At 48.2% G+C, this 22,218-nt stretch carries 12 protein-coding genes; 4 read left to right on the top strand and 8 right to left on the bottom strand.

Features of this window, described 5'->3' with window-relative positions:
* From HKN79_03225 to HKN79_03255, 7 genes are all read right to left on the bottom strand, one after another.
* Positions 1-2,089, bottom strand: a 2,089-nt coding sequence (locus HKN79_03225) for a trypsin-like peptidase domain-containing protein (GenBank protein ID NNC82564.1), incomplete at its 3' end; no start/stop codon positions are given.
* A 116-nt stretch (positions 2,090-2,205) separates the two neighbouring features.
* Entirely contained in the window at positions 2,206-4,227 is a 2,022-nt protein-coding gene (uvrB, locus tag HKN79_03230; GenBank protein ID NNC82565.1) for an excinuclease ABC subunit UvrB, read from the bottom strand.
* Between the two features lie 225 nt (positions 4,228-4,452).
* Positions 4,453-5,217 carry a shikimate dehydrogenase gene (locus HKN79_03235; protein ID NNC82566.1) on the bottom strand — a complete coding sequence of 255 codons (765 nt, stop codon included), beginning with the start codon at positions 5,215-5,217 and terminating at the stop codon, positions 4,453-4,455.
* The gene (locus HKN79_03240) at positions 5,214-6,188 is read right to left on the bottom strand and encodes a DUF368 domain-containing protein (GenBank protein ID NNC82567.1); all 975 of its coding nucleotides are present in this window, start codon (positions 6,186-6,188) and stop codon (positions 5,214-5,216) included. The genes HKN79_03235 and HKN79_03240 overlap by 4 nt, the downstream gene beginning before the upstream one ends.
* Before the next feature lie 15 nt (positions 6,189-6,203).
* Positions 6,204-6,992 (bottom strand): phosphosulfolactate synthase, encoded by a 789-nt coding sequence (locus tag HKN79_03245; protein ID NNC82568.1) that lies wholly within the window; start codon positions 6,990-6,992, stop codon positions 6,204-6,206.
* Positions 6,989-8,410: a tetratricopeptide repeat protein gene (locus HKN79_03250; protein ID NNC82569.1), complete on the bottom strand. Its 1,422-nt coding sequence runs from the start codon at positions 8,408-8,410 to the stop codon at positions 6,989-6,991. The genes HKN79_03245 and HKN79_03250 overlap by 4 nt, the downstream gene beginning before the upstream one ends.
* Before the next feature lie 232 nt (positions 8,411-8,642).
* Positions 8,643-9,899: an NAD(P)/FAD-dependent oxidoreductase gene (locus tag HKN79_03255; GenBank protein NNC82570.1), complete on the bottom strand. Its 1,257-nt coding sequence runs from the start codon at positions 9,897-9,899 to the stop codon at positions 8,643-8,645.
* 64 nt (positions 9,900-9,963) lie between these two features.
* Between HKN79_03255 and HKN79_03260 the strand changes: the two genes are divergently transcribed.
* Complete coding sequence (locus HKN79_03260) at positions 9,964-11,613, top strand: Zn-dependent hydrolase (protein NNC82571.1); 1,650 nt, start codon at positions 9,964-9,966, stop codon at positions 11,611-11,613.
* Positions 11,614-11,618: 5 nt separating this feature from the next.
* Here the strand turns inward: HKN79_03260 and HKN79_03265 are convergent, their stop codons facing one another.
* Positions 11,619-12,116: a hypothetical protein gene (locus HKN79_03265; protein NNC82572.1), complete on the bottom strand. Its 498-nt coding sequence runs from the start codon at positions 12,114-12,116 to the stop codon at positions 11,619-11,621.
* Positions 12,117-12,284: 168 nt separating this feature from the next.
* Here HKN79_03265 and pckA point away from each other — a divergent pair, with 168 nt between their 5' ends.
* The 3 genes from pckA (at position 12,285) to HKN79_03280 (ending at position 22,218) form a co-directional block, all read left to right on the top strand.
* Positions 12,285-13,898: a phosphoenolpyruvate carboxykinase (ATP) gene (gene pckA / locus HKN79_03270; protein NNC82573.1), complete on the top strand. Its 1,614-nt coding sequence runs from the start codon at positions 12,285-12,287 to the stop codon at positions 13,896-13,898.
* Between the two features lie 187 nt (positions 13,899-14,085).
* The gene (locus HKN79_03275; protein NNC82574.1) at positions 14,086-20,637 is read left to right on the top strand and encodes a PKD domain-containing protein; all 6,552 of its coding nucleotides are present in this window, start codon (positions 14,086-14,088) and stop codon (positions 20,635-20,637) included.
* A gap of 3 nt (positions 20,638-20,640) precedes the next feature.
* Positions 20,641-22,218 carry a hypothetical protein gene (locus HKN79_03280; GenBank protein ID NNC82575.1) on the top strand — a complete coding sequence of 526 codons (1,578 nt, stop codon included), beginning with the start codon at positions 20,641-20,643 and terminating at the stop codon, positions 22,216-22,218.

Consider the following 22,218-nt stretch of genomic DNA (forward strand, 5'->3'; position numbering starts at 1 on the left):
CCATCACCTGATTCAAAGAATTCTCAACGATACCGGTAGCCGTTACAGAACGGGCAGCAGACTCAGTTGAGCTGAATTCACCTCCAGCTAGGATGACATTTCCACCACCATCGGTCACGCTGAATGAACCTTCTCCGAAACCGCAGCAGATCCCATCTCCATAGTCGTCTACTATCAAGAATTCATAGCAGCCATTATCAGGAATGATCACCTCTTCATCATAGATTGTATTGTTAGCATAAGCTCCTGGGTCACCTGGTCCTGCTGATTGTGCTCCACCTCCGTTGGGGCCCACATCTGTATTACCCCCTGCAGCTACCAGAACACCGCTATCTACCGAGCGGATCTCCCAATAGGTCTCATAGCCATAATCATCGGTCTCGATCAATACGGTCCAGACATTGTCCGCCTCTTCAGCCGAAGTGATGCTGGCCGTGGTCATGTCATTGGCATTATTCTCATCGGAAACGCCATTCGGTTGAGATACGCTGATCTCTATTGTGTTGGTTCCGCTGGTCGGTGTGAATTCGGCCATTGTCAGATTTGCTGTCTCGCCTTGCGCTAGATTTCCTACCCAGTTGAAATCCGCTTGTGCCACTCCATTATACGTGCTGGAAATAGTTGCAGAAGTCAGTGCTTCAGAACCCGCATTGCGCAGAATGAAGGTGGGGAAGAAGGGCTCCAAGTCACAGATGAGTTCCGGGATATCCAGTATGCCCTGACTGGCGGCATCATTGGCATAGATAACATCATACGGGCAGTACATATCTGTGATGAGTGTATTGGTGTTACCCGGATCCAAATGATCTTTCAATCGGCTCGTACTACTCGTACCATCCCAAGCCTCGCCTACGCGACCATAGAAGTCATAGAGTCCATTGTTCACGGTCCCATTGCAGGCGGCTGCTCCACCTGAAAGAACTCCGATCACACGTCCGTCCTGATTGAACAAGGGACTACCGGAAGAACCTGGTTCGGTGACCCCGTCTTCCCATTGGTTGATGTACCACATGCGGGTCTGAGGATTCCCATTGAAATTGACATTTTGATGGAAGGGAGCATTGTTCTCGAAACAGATCTTCTTCACATCACCACCTGGGTGATGGACTCCTACCGCACTTGTCACATTCTGGATATCTGTGGCATCATACCCTGTGAAGCATGGTTCATAGGATGCAGGGATATTGCTATTCAACTCGATCAGTGCAAAGTCCGCATTGTTTCCACTGGCGAGAAGAGATCCTCCTGAAATAGATTGGTTGGTAGGTCCAGTACTTCCGGTGCAGGTAGCTGATTCATGATTGAAGTAGTACATCCAATTGCTTGGATTGCCGAGACAGTGGTTGGCCGTCATGAAGAGCGGGGTCTCGTCCTGGTTCACATTGTTGACCATGGAACCGGAGCATACACCCCCTCCTTGAACGATGATCACTGTAGCTCTTTTCTGATTGACCCAAGGCAGACCTTCAGGGCAGTTGACATTGATATTGCATGGCCCACTGCTACCGAATGGTCCCTTTTTCACATCCCAATATCCAAGTACCGAGCGATAGCCGTGGGTGATCTGTGAGATATGGAATGAAGCACCCGTAGTAGCTAAAGGAGCGATGTATTCGATGACGATCTCTTCTCCTCCGATTAAGCCAACTGGGAAGATGCCACTTTCTCTATTGTTCTCATACGTGAATGCACCTTTCACCTCTTTACCATCAGCACTATAGACGAATACCTGAGCTCCTTCTGGGAGATGGAAATCATCCACCAAGAAGTTGACACTCAAAGCCTCTGGACAACGGATGCCCATTCTGCGTATCTCAGTTCCCTTGTGGATCTGGGCTGAAGAGAATTCAAAGAAGTCGATGTCGACTTCATGATCGATACCGAAACGGTACATAGTCTCCTTGTACTGGTCGGTGACCTCGTCCTGTGCGCGTACAGTCTCCATGTCGACTGCAGGAGTCGCATAGACCGGCACTTGGCTTTGGATTGCTTTCGATTGGATGGCCAGAGGTGAACCTCCGTGTTCTATCTGAGCGGATAGGCCGAGACCTATGCATAGGATGCTGAATGTGAGTAAGTGTTTTTTCATTGAATTGATAATTCTGGGTTGAAAGGACCGATTTCCTGGTCTCGCTCAAATATACAGCCTGTGGTGGAGGAGGTGCGATCAATGCATTTCCAATTATTGCACGATCATCAGAGTCCTTAGTGCTGTTTTTCCAATTCCTGTTGCATGGAACGCATCAGATCCCGCAGACGTGCGGCCTCGATGAAGTCCAAATCTTTGGCTGCTGCTTGCATCTGTGCTTTGGTATTGGCTATGGCTGCTTCCAAGGATCCTTTATCGGAATAATCCACCTCTACCTCAGCGGCCAGTCTTATTTCCTCGTCCTGAGCATACCGCTTACGGCTCTTCTGGTTATTGGCCACCATGGTCTTACGCATGATCTCCTCCTTGCTGCGGCTGATCTGTTGAGGAGTGATGCCATGCTCCTCGTTGTATTGCATCTGAATGGTCCTCCTGCGTTCGGTCTGCTCGATAGTCAGTCGCATGCTGTCCGTCACCTTATCTGCATACATGATGACCATCCCATTGATATTCCGAGCTGCTCTTCCAACCGTCTGCACCAGTGATCGCTCCGAGCGTAGGAATCCTTCTTTATCGGCATCGAGAATGGCCACCAGACTCACCTCAGGTAGATCCAATCCTTCACGTAGAAGGTTCACACCTACCAGCACATCGAATTGTCCCAATCGCAGTTCGCGTATGATCTCTATCCGGTCGATGGTATCCACATCCGAGTGGATGTAGCGGGTGCGTACACCGTGTCTGTCCAGGTATTTGGTGAGTTCCTCGGCCATTCGCTTGGTCAATGTGGTGCAGAGTACACGTTCGTCCCGCTCGGTGCGAAGCTGTATCTCGTGCATGAGATCATCCACTTGATTCTGGGTAGGACGCACTTCGATGCGCGGATCGAGTAATCCAGTAGGTCGTATGATCTGTTCTACCACTACACCTTCGCTCTTCTCTAACTCATAGTCACCCGGAGTGGCACTCACAAAGATCCATTGAGGGATCAAGGACTCGAACTCCTCATATTTCAACGGGCGATTATCCATAGCAGCCGGCAGTCGGAATCCATGTTCTACGAGATTGACCTTACGCGATCGGTCACCTCCGTACATGGCCTTTATCTGCGAATTGGTCACATGACTCTCATCCATGAAGAACATGAAGTCATCCGGGAAATAGTCTATGATGCAGAAAGGACGTTGGCCGGGTTCACGCTTGTCGAAATACCTGGAATAGTTCTCGATTCCTGAGCAATAGCCTAGTTCTCGCATCATCTCGATATCGTATTCAGTGCGCTCTTGAAGTCGCTTGGCCTCCAGGGGCTTACCTATCTCCTTGAAGTAGTCCACCTGCTTGACCATGTCCTGCTGGATCTCCCATATGGCCTCATTCTGGGTCTTGCGTGTGGTCACGAAGATGTTGGCCGGGTAGATTTGGACTTCCTTCAGTTCATACAGCTTGTTCCTAGTCTCGATATCGAAGGCTTCGATCGCCTCGATCTCATCGTCCCAGAAGAGGATCTTTATCGCATGGTCGGCATAGGCCAGAAAGATGTCCACCACATCTCCCTTGACCCGGAAATTTCCGCGCTCGGGTGCATGGTCATTCCTAGAATAGAGGGAAGTGACCAAGTGATTCAAGAACATATTGCGGCTGATCTTCTGACCTACCTGGAGTTTGATGACATTCTTGTAGAACTCGGTGGGATTGCCGATACCATAGATACACGATACCGAAGCCACCACGATGATATCCCGCCTACCGGAGAGGAGGGAAGAGGTCGTGCTCAATCTGAGCTTCTCGATCTCCTCATTGATCGAGAGGTCTTTTTCGATATAGGTATTGGTAGTCGGCAGGAATGCTTCAGGCTGGTAATAGTCGTAGTACGAGACAAAGTATTCTACCAGATTATCCGGGAAGAATTCCTTGAACTCGGAGTAGAGTTGTGCTGCCAATGTCTTATTGTGACTCAGGATCAATGTCGGCCGATTGAGTCGCTCGATCACATTGGCCATGGTAAAAGTCTTACCTGATCCGGTCACACCCATGAGCGTCTGATAGCGTGAGCCTTCCTTAGCACCTTCGACTAGTTGGTCTATGGCTTGGGGTTGGTCCCCTGTAGGACTGAAAGGGCTTTTTAGTTTGAAATCCATTGGGAAAAAGACAATCCTTCAAAGGTAAAGCATCGTTCGCTCCATTTTTCGGGTCATTCCAGTGTATCCGCTTATTTTCGTAACGAAATGATATTCAAGAAGATTCTCCACTATCTCGATCCTCGCACCTACTTCTCAAAGTCAGAAGCACCCATTAATCTGAAGTTGATGCACGGGATAAATAGGATATCCATCCTTCTCTTCTTGGTATGTCTCTGCGTGTTGTTATACCGATGGTTCACCTGAACCTATCCAATCCGTCCCTGTCCAGATCTTCCAGCTTGCGATGGCTTGACCTTCCAGCATCCGTTGCCCATTGATAGTAAGCGCTCCACACTCTTTTGCTTTGGAGAGTAGGAGGGTCTCCTCAGGATTGTAGATCAGATCGTAGACCAGGTTCCATGGTCCTAGATGTTCAAAGGGAATAGGAGGGGCGTCTTCTACATTCGGAAAGGTGCCTGAAGGTGTTGTATTGATGATCAAAGGAAAATAGCGTAGTGCCTTGTCATTCAGATCTTTGTAAGTAACATCTCCCTTTTCAGGATTCCGTGACACTTTCAAGAATTCGATTCCCATATTCTGCAGCACATAGGCGATGGCTTTGCTCGCTCCTCCGGTGCCAAGGATAAGCGCCTTGTGATGCGTTGACTTCAAGATGGGACGCAAGGAATCCCTGAAGCCGATGATGTCCGTATTATGCCCTACGAGTCGGTCTTCTATCATCTGAATACAGTTGACAGCACCTATCGCCTCGGCCTCAGGGCTTAGCTCGTCCATGCGTTGCAGAATCGACTCCTTGTAGGGAATGGTGACATTCAATCCAGCATATCCTTTGAGTAGCGTATCGTCAAGTTCTTCTAAAGAAGCAACATCGATCAAGTCATAGATACAGGCCATACCAGCCTGTTCAAAGGCAGAATTGAAGAAGGTAGGAGAGAAGCTATATTCCAGATTCCTACCTATCAGCCCGTACTTGGAAACACCAGTCATACTGCAGGATCAGGCCCATCTTCTGGACTAGTGATGTGGTCCATGCGAGAGAGCAGATAGACGATGGCCAGTCCCAGTAGGAACATCCCAATGGCCGGCAAGAGCAATGGTTCTCCTATCCCGATTTCTGCATAGGTGGTAGGCCAGATATTGTCTTGAAGAAGCGGCACTTCTTCTCCCTTACTGTTGATGCGAGTAGAGAGGGTCTCTTTCCATGGCCAGACCTTTGCCAGAGATCCGAGCATGAACCCTGTGAGCATCGCAATCGTGATGCGATAGTGGGATTTGAAGAGATATCGTAAAATCTTGGAAAAACCTATCAGACCGATCAGAGCACCAGCAGCAAATACTACTATGATCTTGCCGTGAGCTACCAGGTCATCAAAAAGATCACCGATAGCACCAAGCACCGTAGCATATGAACCCAGGAGCAGCAGGATGAAACTTCCTGATATTCCGGGTAGGATCATCGCACTGATGGCGATCGCTCCCGACATGAACACATAGAGTAGACCTACCTCTCCACCACTAGGAGTCAGTGTAGTGATGACATAGGCTATACACGCACCTACGATGAATGTGATCAGCTCGGCCGGTCGAGTCCATTTGATATCCTTGCCGATGTACACGGCAGAAGCGATGATCAGGCCGAAGAAGAAGGACCATACCAGTACAGGTTGCTCGGCCAGAAGCGTGGAAATGAATTTGGCCAGAGCCACAATGCTGAGAATGATTCCAAGACCCAGAGAGAGTAAGAAGGGACCGTTGATATGACGGTAAAAGGGAAGTGGTCCTTTCTTGAAAAGCACCTTGAGGCTTTCTTGATCCAGGCGTCCTATAGAATCGACCAATTCTTGGTAGATACCTGTGATGAAAGCAATGGTTCCTCCTGACACACCCGGAATCACATCGGCTGCACCCATGGCCATTCCCTTGAAGAATACGCTTAGCTTATTGGAAAAGGATTCCATAATGGATTGGGATGATCACTTGACCGCACTACCTGTGCCAATGTCAGCGGGGAGGTAGCTGAAGAAGGTATCTCCTCGTAGTCCCAGTCGCAGGCACTCACATGGAATCACCTCGTTGGGAGCGATGTTCCCTAGATTCACATTGGCCCCGAGCAATTTGATGAACCAGACTTGCTGGGCCTTTTGTGGGGCTTCCCAGAGTATGTCCTTCTTGGGCACCTTGTTGAGGATCTTGTTGACCAGTACACTATGGGCCGTTCCATTGGGGCGATAGATACCTACTGTTCCGCTCTCACGCGCCTCAGCGATCACCTTCCAGCTCCCAGCTTCCAGTTCCTTGTTCATCATGGAGATCCACTTCTGGGGAGAGATGAATATCCCTTCCTCTTTGGATCCCACTTCGGATAGTACGGTGAAGTCTTTGGAGAACTCCTTGATGAGTTTGCATTTCCGCTGATGCGAAATGGAGATGGAGCCATCCGATATCTCTACGGTATCGATCTCGTGCTTGATGCAGAAGTCGCGATATTCATTGACCATGCCCCTGATCAAGTAGGCTTCGAAAAGGGTTCCGCCCAGATATACCCTGCACCCCGCTTCTTTGTAGATAGCGATCTTTCGGTCCAGATCCTGAGTAACATAGGAGGTTCCAAAGCCGAACTTCACCAGATCGACCAATTCGCCACAGGACGATATCATATCCTCTGCCTCTCTTACACTCAAGCCCTTATCCATGACCATGGTAAGGCCTCTCTTCCTGGGCTTTCGGAATCTATTGGGAACGTGGGGTAAGCTCTGACTCATTCGTGTCGGTCGCAATCAAGTAGCTCGATGGCTTGTGAGTCCTCGAAGATATCAGGATAATATGAACGAAGCTCTTCTGTGGGTTCATGTCTTTCCAACATCATTTCGAGCAGGACCAGACATTCTGTTCTTTGGCCGAGTTCATATAGGACCTTTATACCCCGATGATAGATTATAGGTTGATCACCTTCGTCTTCGAAACAGACTTGCACTTTGTCCAAAGCAGTCTCTAATTCCCCCGCTCGTATCAAAGCATCGATCTGACCCAATCGATATTCGAGCTTCTTATCTGAAAGTTGCAAGGAGCGTTCGAAACATAGTTGACTCTTCTCGAATCGATCATTCCTCGAAAGCAGTTCAGCGAAGATGTACCAATACTCGGCATTGTCCGGCTCTAGACCGACAACGGTCTCCATTTGGCTCAAGGCCTTGCCAGAGTCATCCAGATGTTCACTTACGATAGCATGTCCGAGCCTGGCCTCGATATGCTCCGGTGAGATGTCCAGGGCCTTCAGGAAATAGTCATTGGCCAATGGGTATTCTTCCAGTTGCTCATAGCACTCACCTATACTACAGATCACCGTGGGGTCATCGGGCAGGATACCATTCAGTTGTTTGAAGACTTCCAGCGAAGACGGATAATCGTCATTGTGGAAGAAAGCAGAACCCTTTCCGGCCAAAGCAATGATGTGGTCCTCATCGATTGCCAGTGCATAATCGAAAGCACTCAAAGCTCGATCTACCTCTCCGTGATGGAGATAGCATTCGGCCAGTTCGAGCCAGGCAGGAAACGAATAAGGGTGCTCATCTGTACGCTTTCGGAAATATCGGATCCCTTCTTCTACGATATCTGCTTTGATGAAAGCCTGACGTAGTTCCAGGTGTGCCAATTCCAATTGAGGATCTGCTGCAATGGCATTCTTCCACGCGGCAATGGCCTCGAGGAGATTTGATTTGTGTGTGTATTGTTCGGCCAGTTGGATATTCAGCTTCACACGATCCCTAACACCTGAACTGTTCAAGAGATTCTCGATAAGGACAATGGCCTTATCATGGTCACCTCGATAGGTATATGCCTCGATCTTAAGGGCCATGAGTTCCTCGTCATTGGGATGAAGTAATTCAAAGCTGCTGATGACCCGCAGGCAGTCCTCGATATTTCCAGAGAGAAGTGCGATATGCGCCTTGCGCAAGGAAAGGTCAAAAGATTCTGGATGCTGTACCAAGCCTTTCTCGATGGCCAGACTCGCTTCTTCCAGGTCGAAGAGATTGACATAATGGTCGATGATGCTCTGGAATTCTTCTACATCGAAGAACTCGTCCCTTTTCTCTTTGAGCAATCTGATATAACGCTGGACGACAGGTGAGGAGGGGAGTCCTTCGTAGTCATCGTTCTGGTCTTCGAATTGATTCTCCAAATAGGTCTCCTTTTGGTCTGAATCAAATATATAGGGGCATGTAAGGGCCGTAAATAACCCCTAGTGGGGAGTTGTCAACAGATCATCCTTCTGGTAGAACGCTTCGCCATTTACCTTGATCGAACGAGATAAGTGCTTAAGAACTAGCAAGAAGAACAGCATCTGACCATCAGCTACTTTTCATCAGGGTGTTGAAGAGTCGCAAGAATCCTTTGAATGCACTAGGTCAGTTTCATAGAAAGGGATTCCTATTCACGGTCCTGCTGTGATCGATCAAGGGATTCAATTGACGGACCAGCTCTTGAAAAGGACGGTCAGAATAGAGTACTTCTTCCAGACCATTCTCCCTTTGGGAAAGAGCATGAGCCGATCGCCCCAGTATGTTTAGCATCCACGAGCAGAACCATCTACTGCCCAATGGATAGGACAGCGATTTCCCAAGAGCGATATCTGGTGCGATAGCCTCCATCAATTCCTTCGCATAGCAGCTTGCTGCTTGATTCATCGACATACCGGACACTCTGTTCTTGACAAAACCGGCACTGAGCCTTCCGCTGATCATAGCTTGTGGTATACCGTTGGCCGAGATAAGATCGATCAGTCCAGCAGCGTCTCCGGTCAAAAGCGCACCATCCTGTATGGATTCCCTGCGCATAGTGGCCAATGGTAGTCTGGCTCCCCGGACCTGAGATTCAACATGCGCATCAGAGAATATGTCTTTCAATCGCTCATCTTGATCGATTGCGGATTCCAATTCACTGCGCAGATTCAATCGGCCCTTCTGCATCCGGTCCTTCCGGATGACCATATTCACATTGAAGACTCCTTGGGTCAAGGGGGCGATATATAAACCTCCAGGCATCCATTTCTTGGATAGGAACAAGTGGCACCTATCCGCATCCAGGCCTTTCAGTCCCCTGAAATAGGCCCTGATGCCCACTGCTTCATGACGTGATGAAGTATCCTGGCCATCTGGCCTTGGATCTTTGATGCCCCCATATGCGAGAACACAGTGTTCGGCCATATAGGTCCCTCCCTTATCGGTGAAGATGGTGTGTCTTCCATTCTGAAATTTACGACCGGTCATTCGGACACCATCGAATGCTGTCACATACTCCTGGTCACTGACTCTATTCCAGAGATCACGGTCCATATCCGATCTGGAAATAGCATAGCATGAAGGTGTATGAGGGTTTTCATCAAGTCCTTTGAATGGAATATCCAGCTGATGTTCCTCTGTGTGAACTCGAGTCGACCAGATGGCTCGTGCTTTTCCGGTAGTCACCCACTTTTCTATGATACCAGGAGCAGCACGCTCTATCTCTCGAATGGCCTTGCTCGTGATGATGTCAGCACATACCTTGTCCCGAGGCATAGTCTGAGCTTCCAAGATGAGTGAGGAGATACCCATTTCCGCCATGTGTGAGGCTGCCATCAGACCCGATGGTCCTCCACCTATGATACATACCGGTATCTTTTTCACTAGCATCGCATCAAATATAGTATTGGGCTATTCTCACATGCTCTGTATACTTGCTTCAAACATTCTTGCTATGAAATCCCATATTCCTGTTCTTATATTTCTCATGCTCATTCTGGCTTCTTGTCAAGAGTCAGAACAGGCAGCTTCCGTAGAGAAGCCGGTAGAGACCACTGAACTTAGCGACCCGCGCACTACCTATGCAGAGGTAGACTTGGTCACTGATGTCGACCTGCTCAATGAGAATGAGAAGGCGGTCATTCCTCTGCTTATAGAAGCTTCCAAACACATGGACTCCATATTCTGGCTCCAGTCCTACGGTCCTGAAGCAGAGTTGATGGCCAAATTGGACAAAGAGGCCGATCGCAGATTTGCCAAGGTCAACTACGGTCCATGGGACCGATTGAATGACAACCTCCCCTTTGTAGAGGGATTCGGCCCGAAGCCGCCAGGTGCCGGGTTCTATCCAGAAGACATGACCGATGAGGAATTCCAATCACTGGATGCTGAGGACAAGACCAGTCTGTACACTACCATTCGCAGAGATGCTCAAGGCAAGCTGGTGAGTATACCCTATTCGCAGGATTATGCCTACAATACCGAGGCTGCTGCACGTCTCTTAGAGTCAGCTGCTGAACTAAGTGAGGACAAGGAATTCAGCAACTATCTCACCCTACGGGCCCAAGCATTGAGAGAAGACTCTTTCGATGCAAGTGATATCGCTTGGTTGGATATGAAGGACAACCATCTCGACATCATCATAGGCCCCATAGAGAATTACGAGGATAAACTGTATGGCTATAAAGCCGCCCATGAAGCCTATGTATTGGTAAAAGATATGGAATGGAGCAAGAAGCTGGACCGATTCGTAGCCTTCCTACCTGGCCTTCAAGAAGGACTTCCCGTACCAGATGCCTATAAGCAGGAGTCTCCTGGTAGGGATTCTCAATTGAATGCCTATGACGTGATCTACTATGCCGGCGATTGTAATAGCGGCAGCAAGACCATCGCTGTCAATCTACCCAACGATGAGGAGATACAGACCAGCAAAGGCACCCGCAGGTCACAGCTCAAGAATGCTATGCAGGCAAAGTATGATCGCATACTCGTCCCCATCAGCGATGTGCTCATAGATGAGGCCCAGCGCAAGCACATCACATTCAACGCCTTCTTCTCCAACACCATGTTCCATGAAGTGGCACACGGACTAGGAATCAAGAACACCATCAATGGAAGAGGCACTGTAAGAGAAGCTTTGAAAGCGGACTTCTCAGCATTGGAAGAAGGTAAGGCGGATATCCTAGGCCTATATATGGTAGATGAACTCTACAATCAAGGTGAGATAGAAGAAGGAACCTTAGAGGACTACTATGTCACTTTTCTGGCGAGTATATTCCGATCGGTCCGATTCGGTGCTTCCAGCGCACATGGAAAAGCGAATATGCTCCGATTCAATTTCTTCAAAGAACGTAATGCGTTCATAAGGGATGAAACAACGGGTACATATCGCGTGGATATGGAGCAGATGAAAAAAGCGATGGATGAGCTGAGTGAAGTGATCCTCACGCTTCAGGGAGATGGAGACTCTGAAGGAGTGAAGCAATTGATCGAGAAGTACGGAAAGATAGATGCTGAACTACAGGCTGATCTGGATCGACTCAATGATGCCGGCATCCCTGTGGACGTGGTATTCCGTCAAGGGGTCGATGTACTGGGAATCTAATGATCTCAGCTATCCAATTGCTTGATCTCTGGAGGTAGATTCAACTGGCTTCCAGTAACGTGCGCATCAGGGTGGGCCTCACGCGCACTTCTTAGACAGGCATCCATATGCGCTCCTATGACCTGCATACAGTATGAATAGGCATCCGGATGATCAGCACTATTGAAGCTCATGATGAGTTCATCCATTTTGATCGTTCGCTCTCTTCCTTTTTCCTCGATGTGTTTCTCGGTACTTACTTTCAAACGGTAATTCCTAACGCTCTTCAATATTCTAGGAGGGGCACTGAGTTCGACCTTGGTGCTGATGGTCACCTGTTTTTTAGGACTGATCCAATGGGAGAGGAAAATGAACAGTCCATAGGCCACGATGAAGCCTACAATGGCCCACATAGCCCAAGCCACATCTATTTCAAATCGGAAGACACCTAGTAAGGATGTCGTAATGAGCAAGACCAGGATAATGATCCCGATCCAGAGTTTCTTCTTTAATCCGCTTAACACTGCCGGCAAATTTAACCCAAGGTCACTGGAAGGGGGGCTCTAGCTAAGTCCTTTTTATCCAGTCGGTTGCGCACTAAACGTCAGTCAGACACTTACTAATTAGTGCTGTAAAAGGCCTTTTCGCCCTAGACCTTTGGCTAAATTTGGCCTTTCTTAATAGCACAAGACATGCAAGAAACAAATGGAAGTAAAGAGGCGATCGACCTCAGTTCCATCGGATTTGAAGGAGTAGGAAAAATCCATTATAATCTCTCACCATCTCGACTTTCTGAGATCACTGTTCAGAAAGAAATGGGCCGCCTGACCGACAATGGCACCTTGGCCATCAATACCGGAAAGTTCACCGGTCGGTCTCCAAAGGACCGTTTCATCGTCAAGGATGCCATCACATCAGACGCAGTGTGGTGGGGGGATATCAATATCCCTTTCTCTCAGGAGAAATTCACTCAGCTCAAAGAGAAGATGCAGGACTATCTGAAAGGGAAGGAGGTCTATGTAAGGGACGCTGCCGCATGTGCGCATCCTGATTACAAGATGAACGTACGGGTATTGAACGAGTACCCCTGGTCCAACCTCTTTGTGTACAACATGTTCCTCCGACTATCGGAAGAACAATTGGTGGATTTCGAAGCGGACTGGCATGTGATCAATGCACCGGGATTCAAGGCTGATCCAGCAGTGGACGGGACGCGTCAATCCAACTTCGCGATCATTAATTTCTCCGAGAAGATGGCCATCGTAGGAGGGACGGGCTATACGGGAGAGATCAAGAAGGGGATTTTCTCCGTTCTCAACTTCATCCTACCTCACGACCACGATGTACTCTCCATGCACTGTTCTGCCAATGTAGGGGAGCAAGGAGACACGGCTATCTTTTTTGGCCTGAGCGGCACAGGAAAGACCACACTCTCATCAGACGAGAATCGCAGACTCATCGGTGATGATGAGCACGGCTGGGCAGGAGATAAGGTGTTCAATTTCGAAGGGGGCTGCTATGCAAAGACCATCGACCTGGATCCTGAACGAGAGCCTCAGATCTATGATGCCATACGTCCTGGAGCTTTGCTTGAGAACATCGGGTTCAAACCCGGGACCAACGAACCCGACTACACAGATGCGAGCATCACTCAGAATACCCGGGTCAGCTATCCCATCTACCACATCGACAATATCATGGAACCTTCCATAGGTTCCGACCCGAAGAACATATTCTTCCTGACTGCAGATGCTTTTGGAGCATTGCCTCCTATCAGCCGATTGACCAAGGGGCAGGCCATGTATCACTTCATATCTGGCTATACGGCCAAAGTAGCCGGCACGGAAGAAGGAGTGACTGAGCCTGTAGCCGCCTTCTCCGCAGGGTTCGGTGCGCCATTCCTTCCACTACATCCCACCCGTTATGCTGAAATGCTCGGGAGCAAGATGGATGAGTTCGATACCAAGGTATGGTTGATCAATACCGGATGGAGCGGTGGAGCATATGGAGTGGGCTCACGTATCAAGTTGAAATACACCCGAGCGATGATCACCGCAGCGCTTGAAGGCCAACTCAATGATGTCGAGTATAGCACACATCCCATATTCGGTCTGCATATGCCGGTGAGTTGTCCATCTGTTCCAGATGAGATACTCGACCCTAAGAATACCTGGTCCGATGAAGAAGCGTACGATAAGCAAGCATTGCATCTCGCAGGTCTCTTCATCAAGAATTTCGAGCAATTCGCTTCCAATGCAAATCAGGAGATCATGGACGCAGCTCCCACGGTCAATGTGAGCGTATAAAGAGAATTCCAACACTGGAACAGACCCTGTCATATCAATGGCAGGGTCTTTTTGTTTACGATAGTATCTGACTGCTACGAAATAGGATTCAACGTGATTTAGTGGACATTGGTCTAAAGCCATATCGCTCTTGTATCTTACTGTGAACTTGTCCGTATAACACTTTATAGTGAGTAGGGTGAACGAGATGAGGAGATTTACGCAGAAGGCTATTCTGACCATCGGTCTGGTGGTACTTTCAATGGCGCAGGGCTTTGCCCAATGTCCCGAGCTATATGATTTCTACGGTGCTCCCAGTGCTAATCCGTATTGGTATCACTGTACAGGATCAGACTACACGCTCAACATCCAGTCTCCAGACAACATCGGTACATGGACCATCGATTGGGGAGATGGAAGCCCTACAGAATCAGGCCCTGACCTGATCCCTCCCGCTAGTATCTCTCACTTGTATACTGCAACTGTAGACACCTTTGTGGTCACATTCACCGAAACTTCATCGGGATGTGTGGTTCAAGGGGTCTTGGTCATGGAAGAAGCCACAAGTGCCTCTATTCAGATACCCATAGGGGGATTGACCCAAGCCTGTGCTCCTCAGGACATGGAGTTCACCAACAGCAGTACCAATGTTTCGGAGACTACCATATTCACTTGGGATTTCGGAGATGGCAGTCCACAGGAGGTATATGACTATACCAATTGGAACCAGACCATCACACATACCTATCAAGAGAATACGGTCGATTGTGAGACCATGGTGACACTTACGGCTGAGAACTACTGTAACACGGTACAAGGAGGTAACAGCACAGCCACATTCGACCCGATACGTATCTGGGATTATGATGATGCCGGTATCACACCCTCAGACTATGTGCTCTGCTGGCCTGATAACACGGTGGATTACCTGAATACCACCCAGATGAATTGCTACTTCCAAGGAAATATCGCGCAGCGATATGAATATTGGAACTTCGGTGATTATTGGGGTCTAGGATATGATTCCATCATTCCATGGACACCTTGGCCTCCCACCTTTCCGCATACGATTTCCTACCCAGCCATCGGTTCGTACTCGGTCATGCTGCTCGACAGTAATTTCTGTGGTATTGATACCGCCTTTGTGACCATAGACATAGTACCACCTCCAGCGGCCGGTGTGACCATCTCTGACGATACCATCTGTCAGGGTGAGACCGTCACATTCTTCAATAATTCCTCTCCGGAAGCCAATGCCTGGTTGATCAATTTCGACAACGGAAGCGGATGGCAGCCTATGGGACCGACAAGTGTAAGTATCTCATACGCTTTACCGGGTGATTATCAGATCGGCCTGGTGGCCTATGTCAGTGGAGCAGGGGCCTCTTGTACAGATACCGCCTGGGTAGATCTACATGTACAGCAGAGCCCGGTCGCAGATTTCTCATTATCCGACCTCGAAGATTGTGACACTCTACAATACGCGGTGACCGAAAGTTCGATAGATGCAGTCGACTGGAACTGGAACATGGGCAATGGAAATACCTACACCATACAGGATCCACCAGACCAGACCTATACGAGTATCGGGAGCCATATCGTCACACTAGAAGTCACGGGGGCTAATGGATGTATGGACAATACTTCCCAAGTGGTGGATGTGTACGAGAGTCCTTCAGCGGATTTCTTCACCACCGACCTCTGTCTGGGTGATACGGCCACCTTCACAGATATTTCATCCTATAATCCTTCTGACCCGATCATCGACTGGGCGTGGGATTTCGGTGATACGCAATCCGGGACAGGAAATCCGATAGAGCACTACTATGCTTCCGGTGGCACCTATGATGTGCTTTTAACGGTCAATACTGCCAATTGTGCAGATGACACGACTATCACGGTCAACGTGGACACACCGCCTACCGCATCATTCTCGGCCGATGTGACTTCGGGATGTAGTCCCCTGACCGTCAATTTCACGAACACATCCAGCAGTGCCTATTCCTACACATGGAACTTCGGTGATGGAGCCACTAGCAATGACACCTCTACGGTACACACATTCGATAATCCAAGCGATACAGATACCACCTACACGGTCTATCTCACCGCCTCCAATGCCTTCGGATGTGGAAGTGTAGATTCTATAGACATCACCGTCAACGGTTTTACAGAAGCTGATTTCATTTCAGACGCAACTCCGGGATGTGCGCCTTTCGATGTGCAATTCACCAATCAATCAAGCGGTGCGAGTTCCTATCAGTGGGATTTCGGGGATGGTACCCCGATCTCTAATGACGTGGATCCTTCGCATTTCTTCAACAATACGACCGAATTCATCCAGAACTATGTCGTAGAACTCATTGCCTTCGATATCAATGGCTGTCATGACACTACCTATCAGACCGTGACCTCCTATCCAGAGCCTGATTTCAGTTTCGATGTTTCAGGACAGTCGGGATGTGCTCCATTGACTGTCGATTTCCCTGCTATATCAGGAGCAGTCAGTTACGATTGGAGTTTTGGTGATGGCAACACATCCAATAGTGCAACACCATCCCACACCTACATCAATGTCACAGACAGTGTGCTCACCTTCGACATACGACTGATCGCAAGCAATGCCTTTGGTTGTACGGATACCACGTACAGTCAAGTAGATGTATATCCATCTTCACAGTCTGTCTTCACCATGGATACCGATGAAGGGTGTAGTCCAGTGGCGGTAGAATTCAGCAATCAATCCTATCTCGCTGCACAAAGTGAATGGATTTTCGGAACAGGAGATACATTGGTGACCTCTGATAGTCTGGTCAATTATGTATTCACCAATGGAGGAACAACGGCCAACAGCTTCAATGTGATACTCAATGTGACCTCTGCGCAAGGCTGTACCAGTAGCAGTCAGCAGACCGTTGACGTATTCCCACTTGTAACGGCAGGATTCAACTCGGAAACAGAGGGATGTTCGCCATTGGATATTTCCTTTTTGGACACTTCTGTGGGAGCAACAGACTACTATTGGACATTCGGTGACGGAGGGGTCTCGGTAAGTGACTCACCCAATCACGTCTATGTGAACAACAGTACATCAACGGTCACCTATACTGCGACCCAGATAGTGAGCAATGATTATGGGTGTTCTGATACCGCATCGGTCGATATTGATGTCTATGCTCGACCGATCGCTCAGTTCGATTCAAGTCCGATCGCGGGCTGTAGTCCATTGACGGTAGAGTTCGAGAACACCAGCATACTCGCAGATGAGAGCCTTTGGATATTCGGTACTGGAGATTCTCTCTTGACCAACGATACGATCCTGGAATACATCTATACCAATCCGAGCCTGACAGCGGCAAACTATCAGATACAACTCGAGATCACGACCAATGAGGGTTGTACAGATGTAGCCAATGATGAGATAACTGTTTATCCAGAAGTGCATGCTGACTATAACAGCATCACTGAAGGATGTTCTCCACTCGAAGTGCAATTCAACAATCTTTCAGTAGGTGCTGATAACTACTCTTGGACATTCGGTGATGGTTCCTTCGGTATAAATGAGGATCCACTACATACCTATGTGAACAACGGTCTGGAGACCGATACGATGTGGGTAGAGCTCCTAGCTACCAATACCTATGGCTGCCAGGATACAGCGTCAAGTCAGATACTGGTCTATCCAAGACCTATTGCACAGTTCAATGCATCTCCTACACTTGGATGTAGTCCTTTGGAGCTTTCTATTGAGAACACAAGTGTACTGGCCGATGTATCAGAATGGATTTTCGATCCGGGAGATACCCTGGTGACCAACAACATCGATCTTGAGCATACCTATGTGAATTCGGGTAGCGATGTGGATGTCCATACCATCCAGCTCAATATCACTTCTACTCACGGTTGTACATCAAGTGCCACTCAGGAAATAACCGTATATCCGGATGTAGAGGCGGGATTCACCAGCATTTCGGAAGGATGTTCGCCTCTAGAGGTGCAATTCACCAACGAGAGCCTAGGAGCAACTTCCTATGCCTGGTATTTCGGTGATGGAGGATTCTCGGTAGAAGAGTCACCTCTTCATAACTACGTGAACAATACCTCCTCAACACAGATCCACACTGTAGAGCTCATAGCAACGAATTCCTATGGTTGTCAGGATCCAGCTTCTATCGATATCACCGTATATCCGCGTCCTATCGCACAATTCACAGCTACACCTATGGTGGGATGTAGTCCCTTGGAGGTCATGTTCAATAATGATTCATTCTTGGCCGATGAGAATATGTGGATCTATGACACAGGTGATACCTTGATCACTTCGGATGAGATACATGACTACACCTTTGTGAACACGTCAGGAGTGACCCAGAACTATGACGTGACTTTGGAAATCACTTCTGTCGAGGGATGTTCAAGTTCTTACAGTCGTACGATCACCGTATATCCAGAAGTGCAAGCAGATTTCAGTATGAACAGTGAGGGATGTAGCCCTTTACAGGTGGGCTTTGTCAATCAGAGTAGCGGAGCTTCATCTTATACATGGGATTTTGGTGATGGGCTGATGGACGTGAACAGTGATCCTTCACATCTCTACCTGAATGAGAGTCTCGCAGATACCACATTCACAGTCATTCTAACGGCCAGTAGCAATAATGGATGTACAGATACACATATAGACAGTGTCTTGGTCCACCCAGTGCCCGTAGCAGCATTCAATCTGAATACAGTGGAAGGTTGCTCTCCGTTGACCGTAACGATTAATGACCAGTCACAGATCGCTGACACCTACCAGTGGACCTATGGAGATGGGACATTGAGCGACACCACTGCATCCATGCATGAGTATACATACATCAGTAGTAGTGTCAATGTGGTCGAATACAATCTCCAACTCATAGTAGAGACCGAACACGGATGTCAGGATATGACAGAGACCACTGTAACGGTCTATCCAGAGGTACAGGCGCTTTTCGACACAGAAGAGGCCTTGTGCTCCGGAGACATATTCACCTTCTTCAATCAGTCCCAAGGTGCCATGAGCTACCAATGGGAGTTCGGTGACGGCTCCGCAAGTGTGAGCAACAATCCGCTACACACCTATTCCAATAACTCAGGGGCAGAAGTGGTCTATGATGTGACCTTGACAGCGACATCGCAGTATCAGTGCGTGGATCAATACACCGATTCAGTAGTCGTCTACACCGCACCGATTGCCGATATCAGCATTGATAGCTCCTCTGTATGCTATCCACTATATATCGATTTTGCCAATAACAGCCAGTATGCAACAGACTATGCCTGGGACTATGGGGACGGATCGACTTCTGAGAATGGAGACTCCATCCACTCACATGTATTCACCAATTCTACGACCAACCTGATCACCTATGAGATCGAGATGATCGCTTACACGGAAAATGGGTGTATGGATACGGCCTATTCCGAGGTGCAGGTCATTCCACCGCTCGAAGCTGACTTCGAATCCATAGAAGAAGGATGTCATCCGTTGGAAGTCGAATTCTTCAACGAATCCTCTGGAGCCCTTGCATACGACTGGTATTTCGAGGAAGGAGCAGTTGACACGGTAGAGAATCCGACCTATATTTTCAACAACTATGGTATAGAGGACGAGGTATTCGATGTGGTACTTGTGGCCAGTTCATACTTCGGATGTTCAGATACGATGACCACTCAGATCACTGTATTCCCATTGCCGGATGCGGAGTTCAGTGTTGATCCCGTCATCCAGACCTATCCAGATGCGACCGTGGACATCTTCAATAACAGTGTTTCGGGTGCAACGGCCATCTACGAATGGGATCTAGGCGATGGAACGAGCAGTTTCGATCCGGATCTATCCAGTCACACCTATTCCACTTGGGGTACCTACGAACTCAGCCTGACCATAGACAACGGGCATTGTAGCGATCAGATGATCCAAGTCATAGAAATACAAGCACCACCACCCGTGGCTGATTTTGCTGGGGGAGGTGAAGGATGTGCGCCTATCACCATTGCCTTTGAAAACCTGTCAGAGTACGGGACCAACTACTTATGGAATTTCGGTGATGGTGGGGTGAGCTCCAATGAAGAACCCGTCTATACCTATTACATACCGGGTACATATACCGTGAGTTTATTGGTGACCGGACCTGGAGGAAGTGAGATCGCTGTAAGAGATACCATCGTACATGTATATCCCAATTCCACAGCATACTTCACAGCCAATCCGGATATCGTCAATACGGGGGATGTCGTATTCTTCTACAACCTGTCCAATCAGGCCGATGAATTCTTCTGGGAATTCGGTGATGGCAATACTTCTACGGAGACCGATCCTACCCATATCTATCAGGAGACGGGCTACTTTGACGTAACCCTGATAGCCAATAACGAGTACAATTGTCCAGATACCTTCCGCTTAGAAGATGCAGTATTTGTGGATGTAGGAGGATATGTGGATTTCCCCAATGCCTTCACTCCGAATTCCTTATCGAGCAACGGAGGTTACTATGACCCGACCAGACTGGATAATGATGTGTTCTACCCCGTGTTTGCAGGAGTGGAGGACTTCCAACTACAGATCTACAACCGTTGGGGAGAACTGCTCTATGAGTCAGATGACGTAAATAAAGGGTGGGATGGATATTACAAAGGACGTTTAGCCCAGCAAGGAGTATATGTCTGGAGAGCTACGGTGACATTCACCGATGGCAAACAGGTCATCAAAGCAGGCGACCTGACATTATTGAGGTAGATTATGGAGAGAAGAATACTATTGACCATCAGTGCTGTCTTTCTCATTGTCTTCACAGGCTTTGCCGGGGGAGATGATAAGGATGAGAAGATCAAAGGCAAGCATAGAAGAATAGTCGAAGAGGCTGAGTTCTTCTATAGCATTGATGATCATTTCATGTCCAAACGGATCTATTCCGATCTCGTAGAACTCTATCCAGATAATCCGGAATTCAATTTCAGACTGGGGTATTCATACCTGCATATGCGCAATGAAGAGAACCTCTCCATTCCATATCTGCAGAAAGCTGCCGAACTTGGATATACAGCAGCCTATTATTTCTTAGCTGAAGCCTATCACCTGAATGAGGAATTCTTCAGGGCCCTTGTAGCGCTTGAAGAATACCGCAATAGACCCGATCATAAGCTCACACATGCACGGATCGATCTTGCGCAGCATAAGATAGAGAAGGCCATGGTGATGATGGGTGAGCCCATAGAGGTGATGATGAAAAGACTCGGCACCAATGTCAATTCAGATTATCAGGACTATGCTCCCAATATCGATGCCGAAGGGAATTACCTCTATTTCACGTCTAGAAGACCTGAAAGCACCGGAGGATATACCGATCAAGAAGGAAATTATTTCGAAGACATTTTCATCGCCAGGAATGTAGCCGGTGCATGGACCAAGGCAGAGCCACTACCCAGACCTGTCAATGACGATGGCCACGATGCCAATGTGAATTTTGCTTCTAGTGGCAACAGCATGTTGCTGTATCGTACCCATAAGAATCTATATACCGGTGACCTATATATCACCCATAGGGTGCGCGAAGGCTGGAGTGAGCCTGAGAAGTTGGAAGATGCTATAAACACCTCGGAGTACCATGAGCCTTCAGCTGCATTGAGTCCGGATGAAAAGGAGATATATGTGGTCTCTGATCGTCCTGGTGGATTTGGCGGGAAGGATATCTATGTTATCAGAAAACTTCCTACAGGTAAGTGGAGCGAACCGCAGAATCTCGGCAGAGAGATCAATTCACCCTTTGATGAAGACGCTCCTTTTCTCTCATTGGATGGAAGAAGTCTGTTCTTCTCCTCTATGGGAAATGGGAGCATCGGTGGATATGATGTATTCCGCTGTACCAAGAATGAACTCGGGGAGTGGGGAGAGCCCCAGCAATTGGGATATCCGATCAATTCAGTATATGATGACATCTACTTCTCCGTCACGGCCAATGGAAAAAGGGCCTATGTCTCATCATCGAGGGAGCGCACCATGGACATCTATGAGATAGAAATGCTCTATGAGATGGATGACCTGGTCATCGTGAAAGGTCTTGTTAGCGATGAACTCAATCAGATCCCACTCCAGGGAGAAGTCTCTATTTATGATATCAGAGAGAATAAAGAAGTGGTAACGGTGATACCGAATCGACTTACTGGCAAATATGTGGCAGCAGTCATGCCAGATAGAAAATACCTGATCCAGGTCAAAAGCCCTGGATATGAAATAGCTGAGCAAACTATTGAAGTGAAAGTGAATAACAAAGGGGACTTCGAAGTCCTTGAAGTTGATGTTGCATTGAAGAAAGAATAG

It is taken from the genome of Flavobacteriales bacterium, assembly GCA_013001705.1.
In the GTDB taxonomy this organism is placed as follows: domain Bacteria; phylum Bacteroidota; class Bacteroidia; order Flavobacteriales_D; family JABDKJ01; genus JABDLZ01.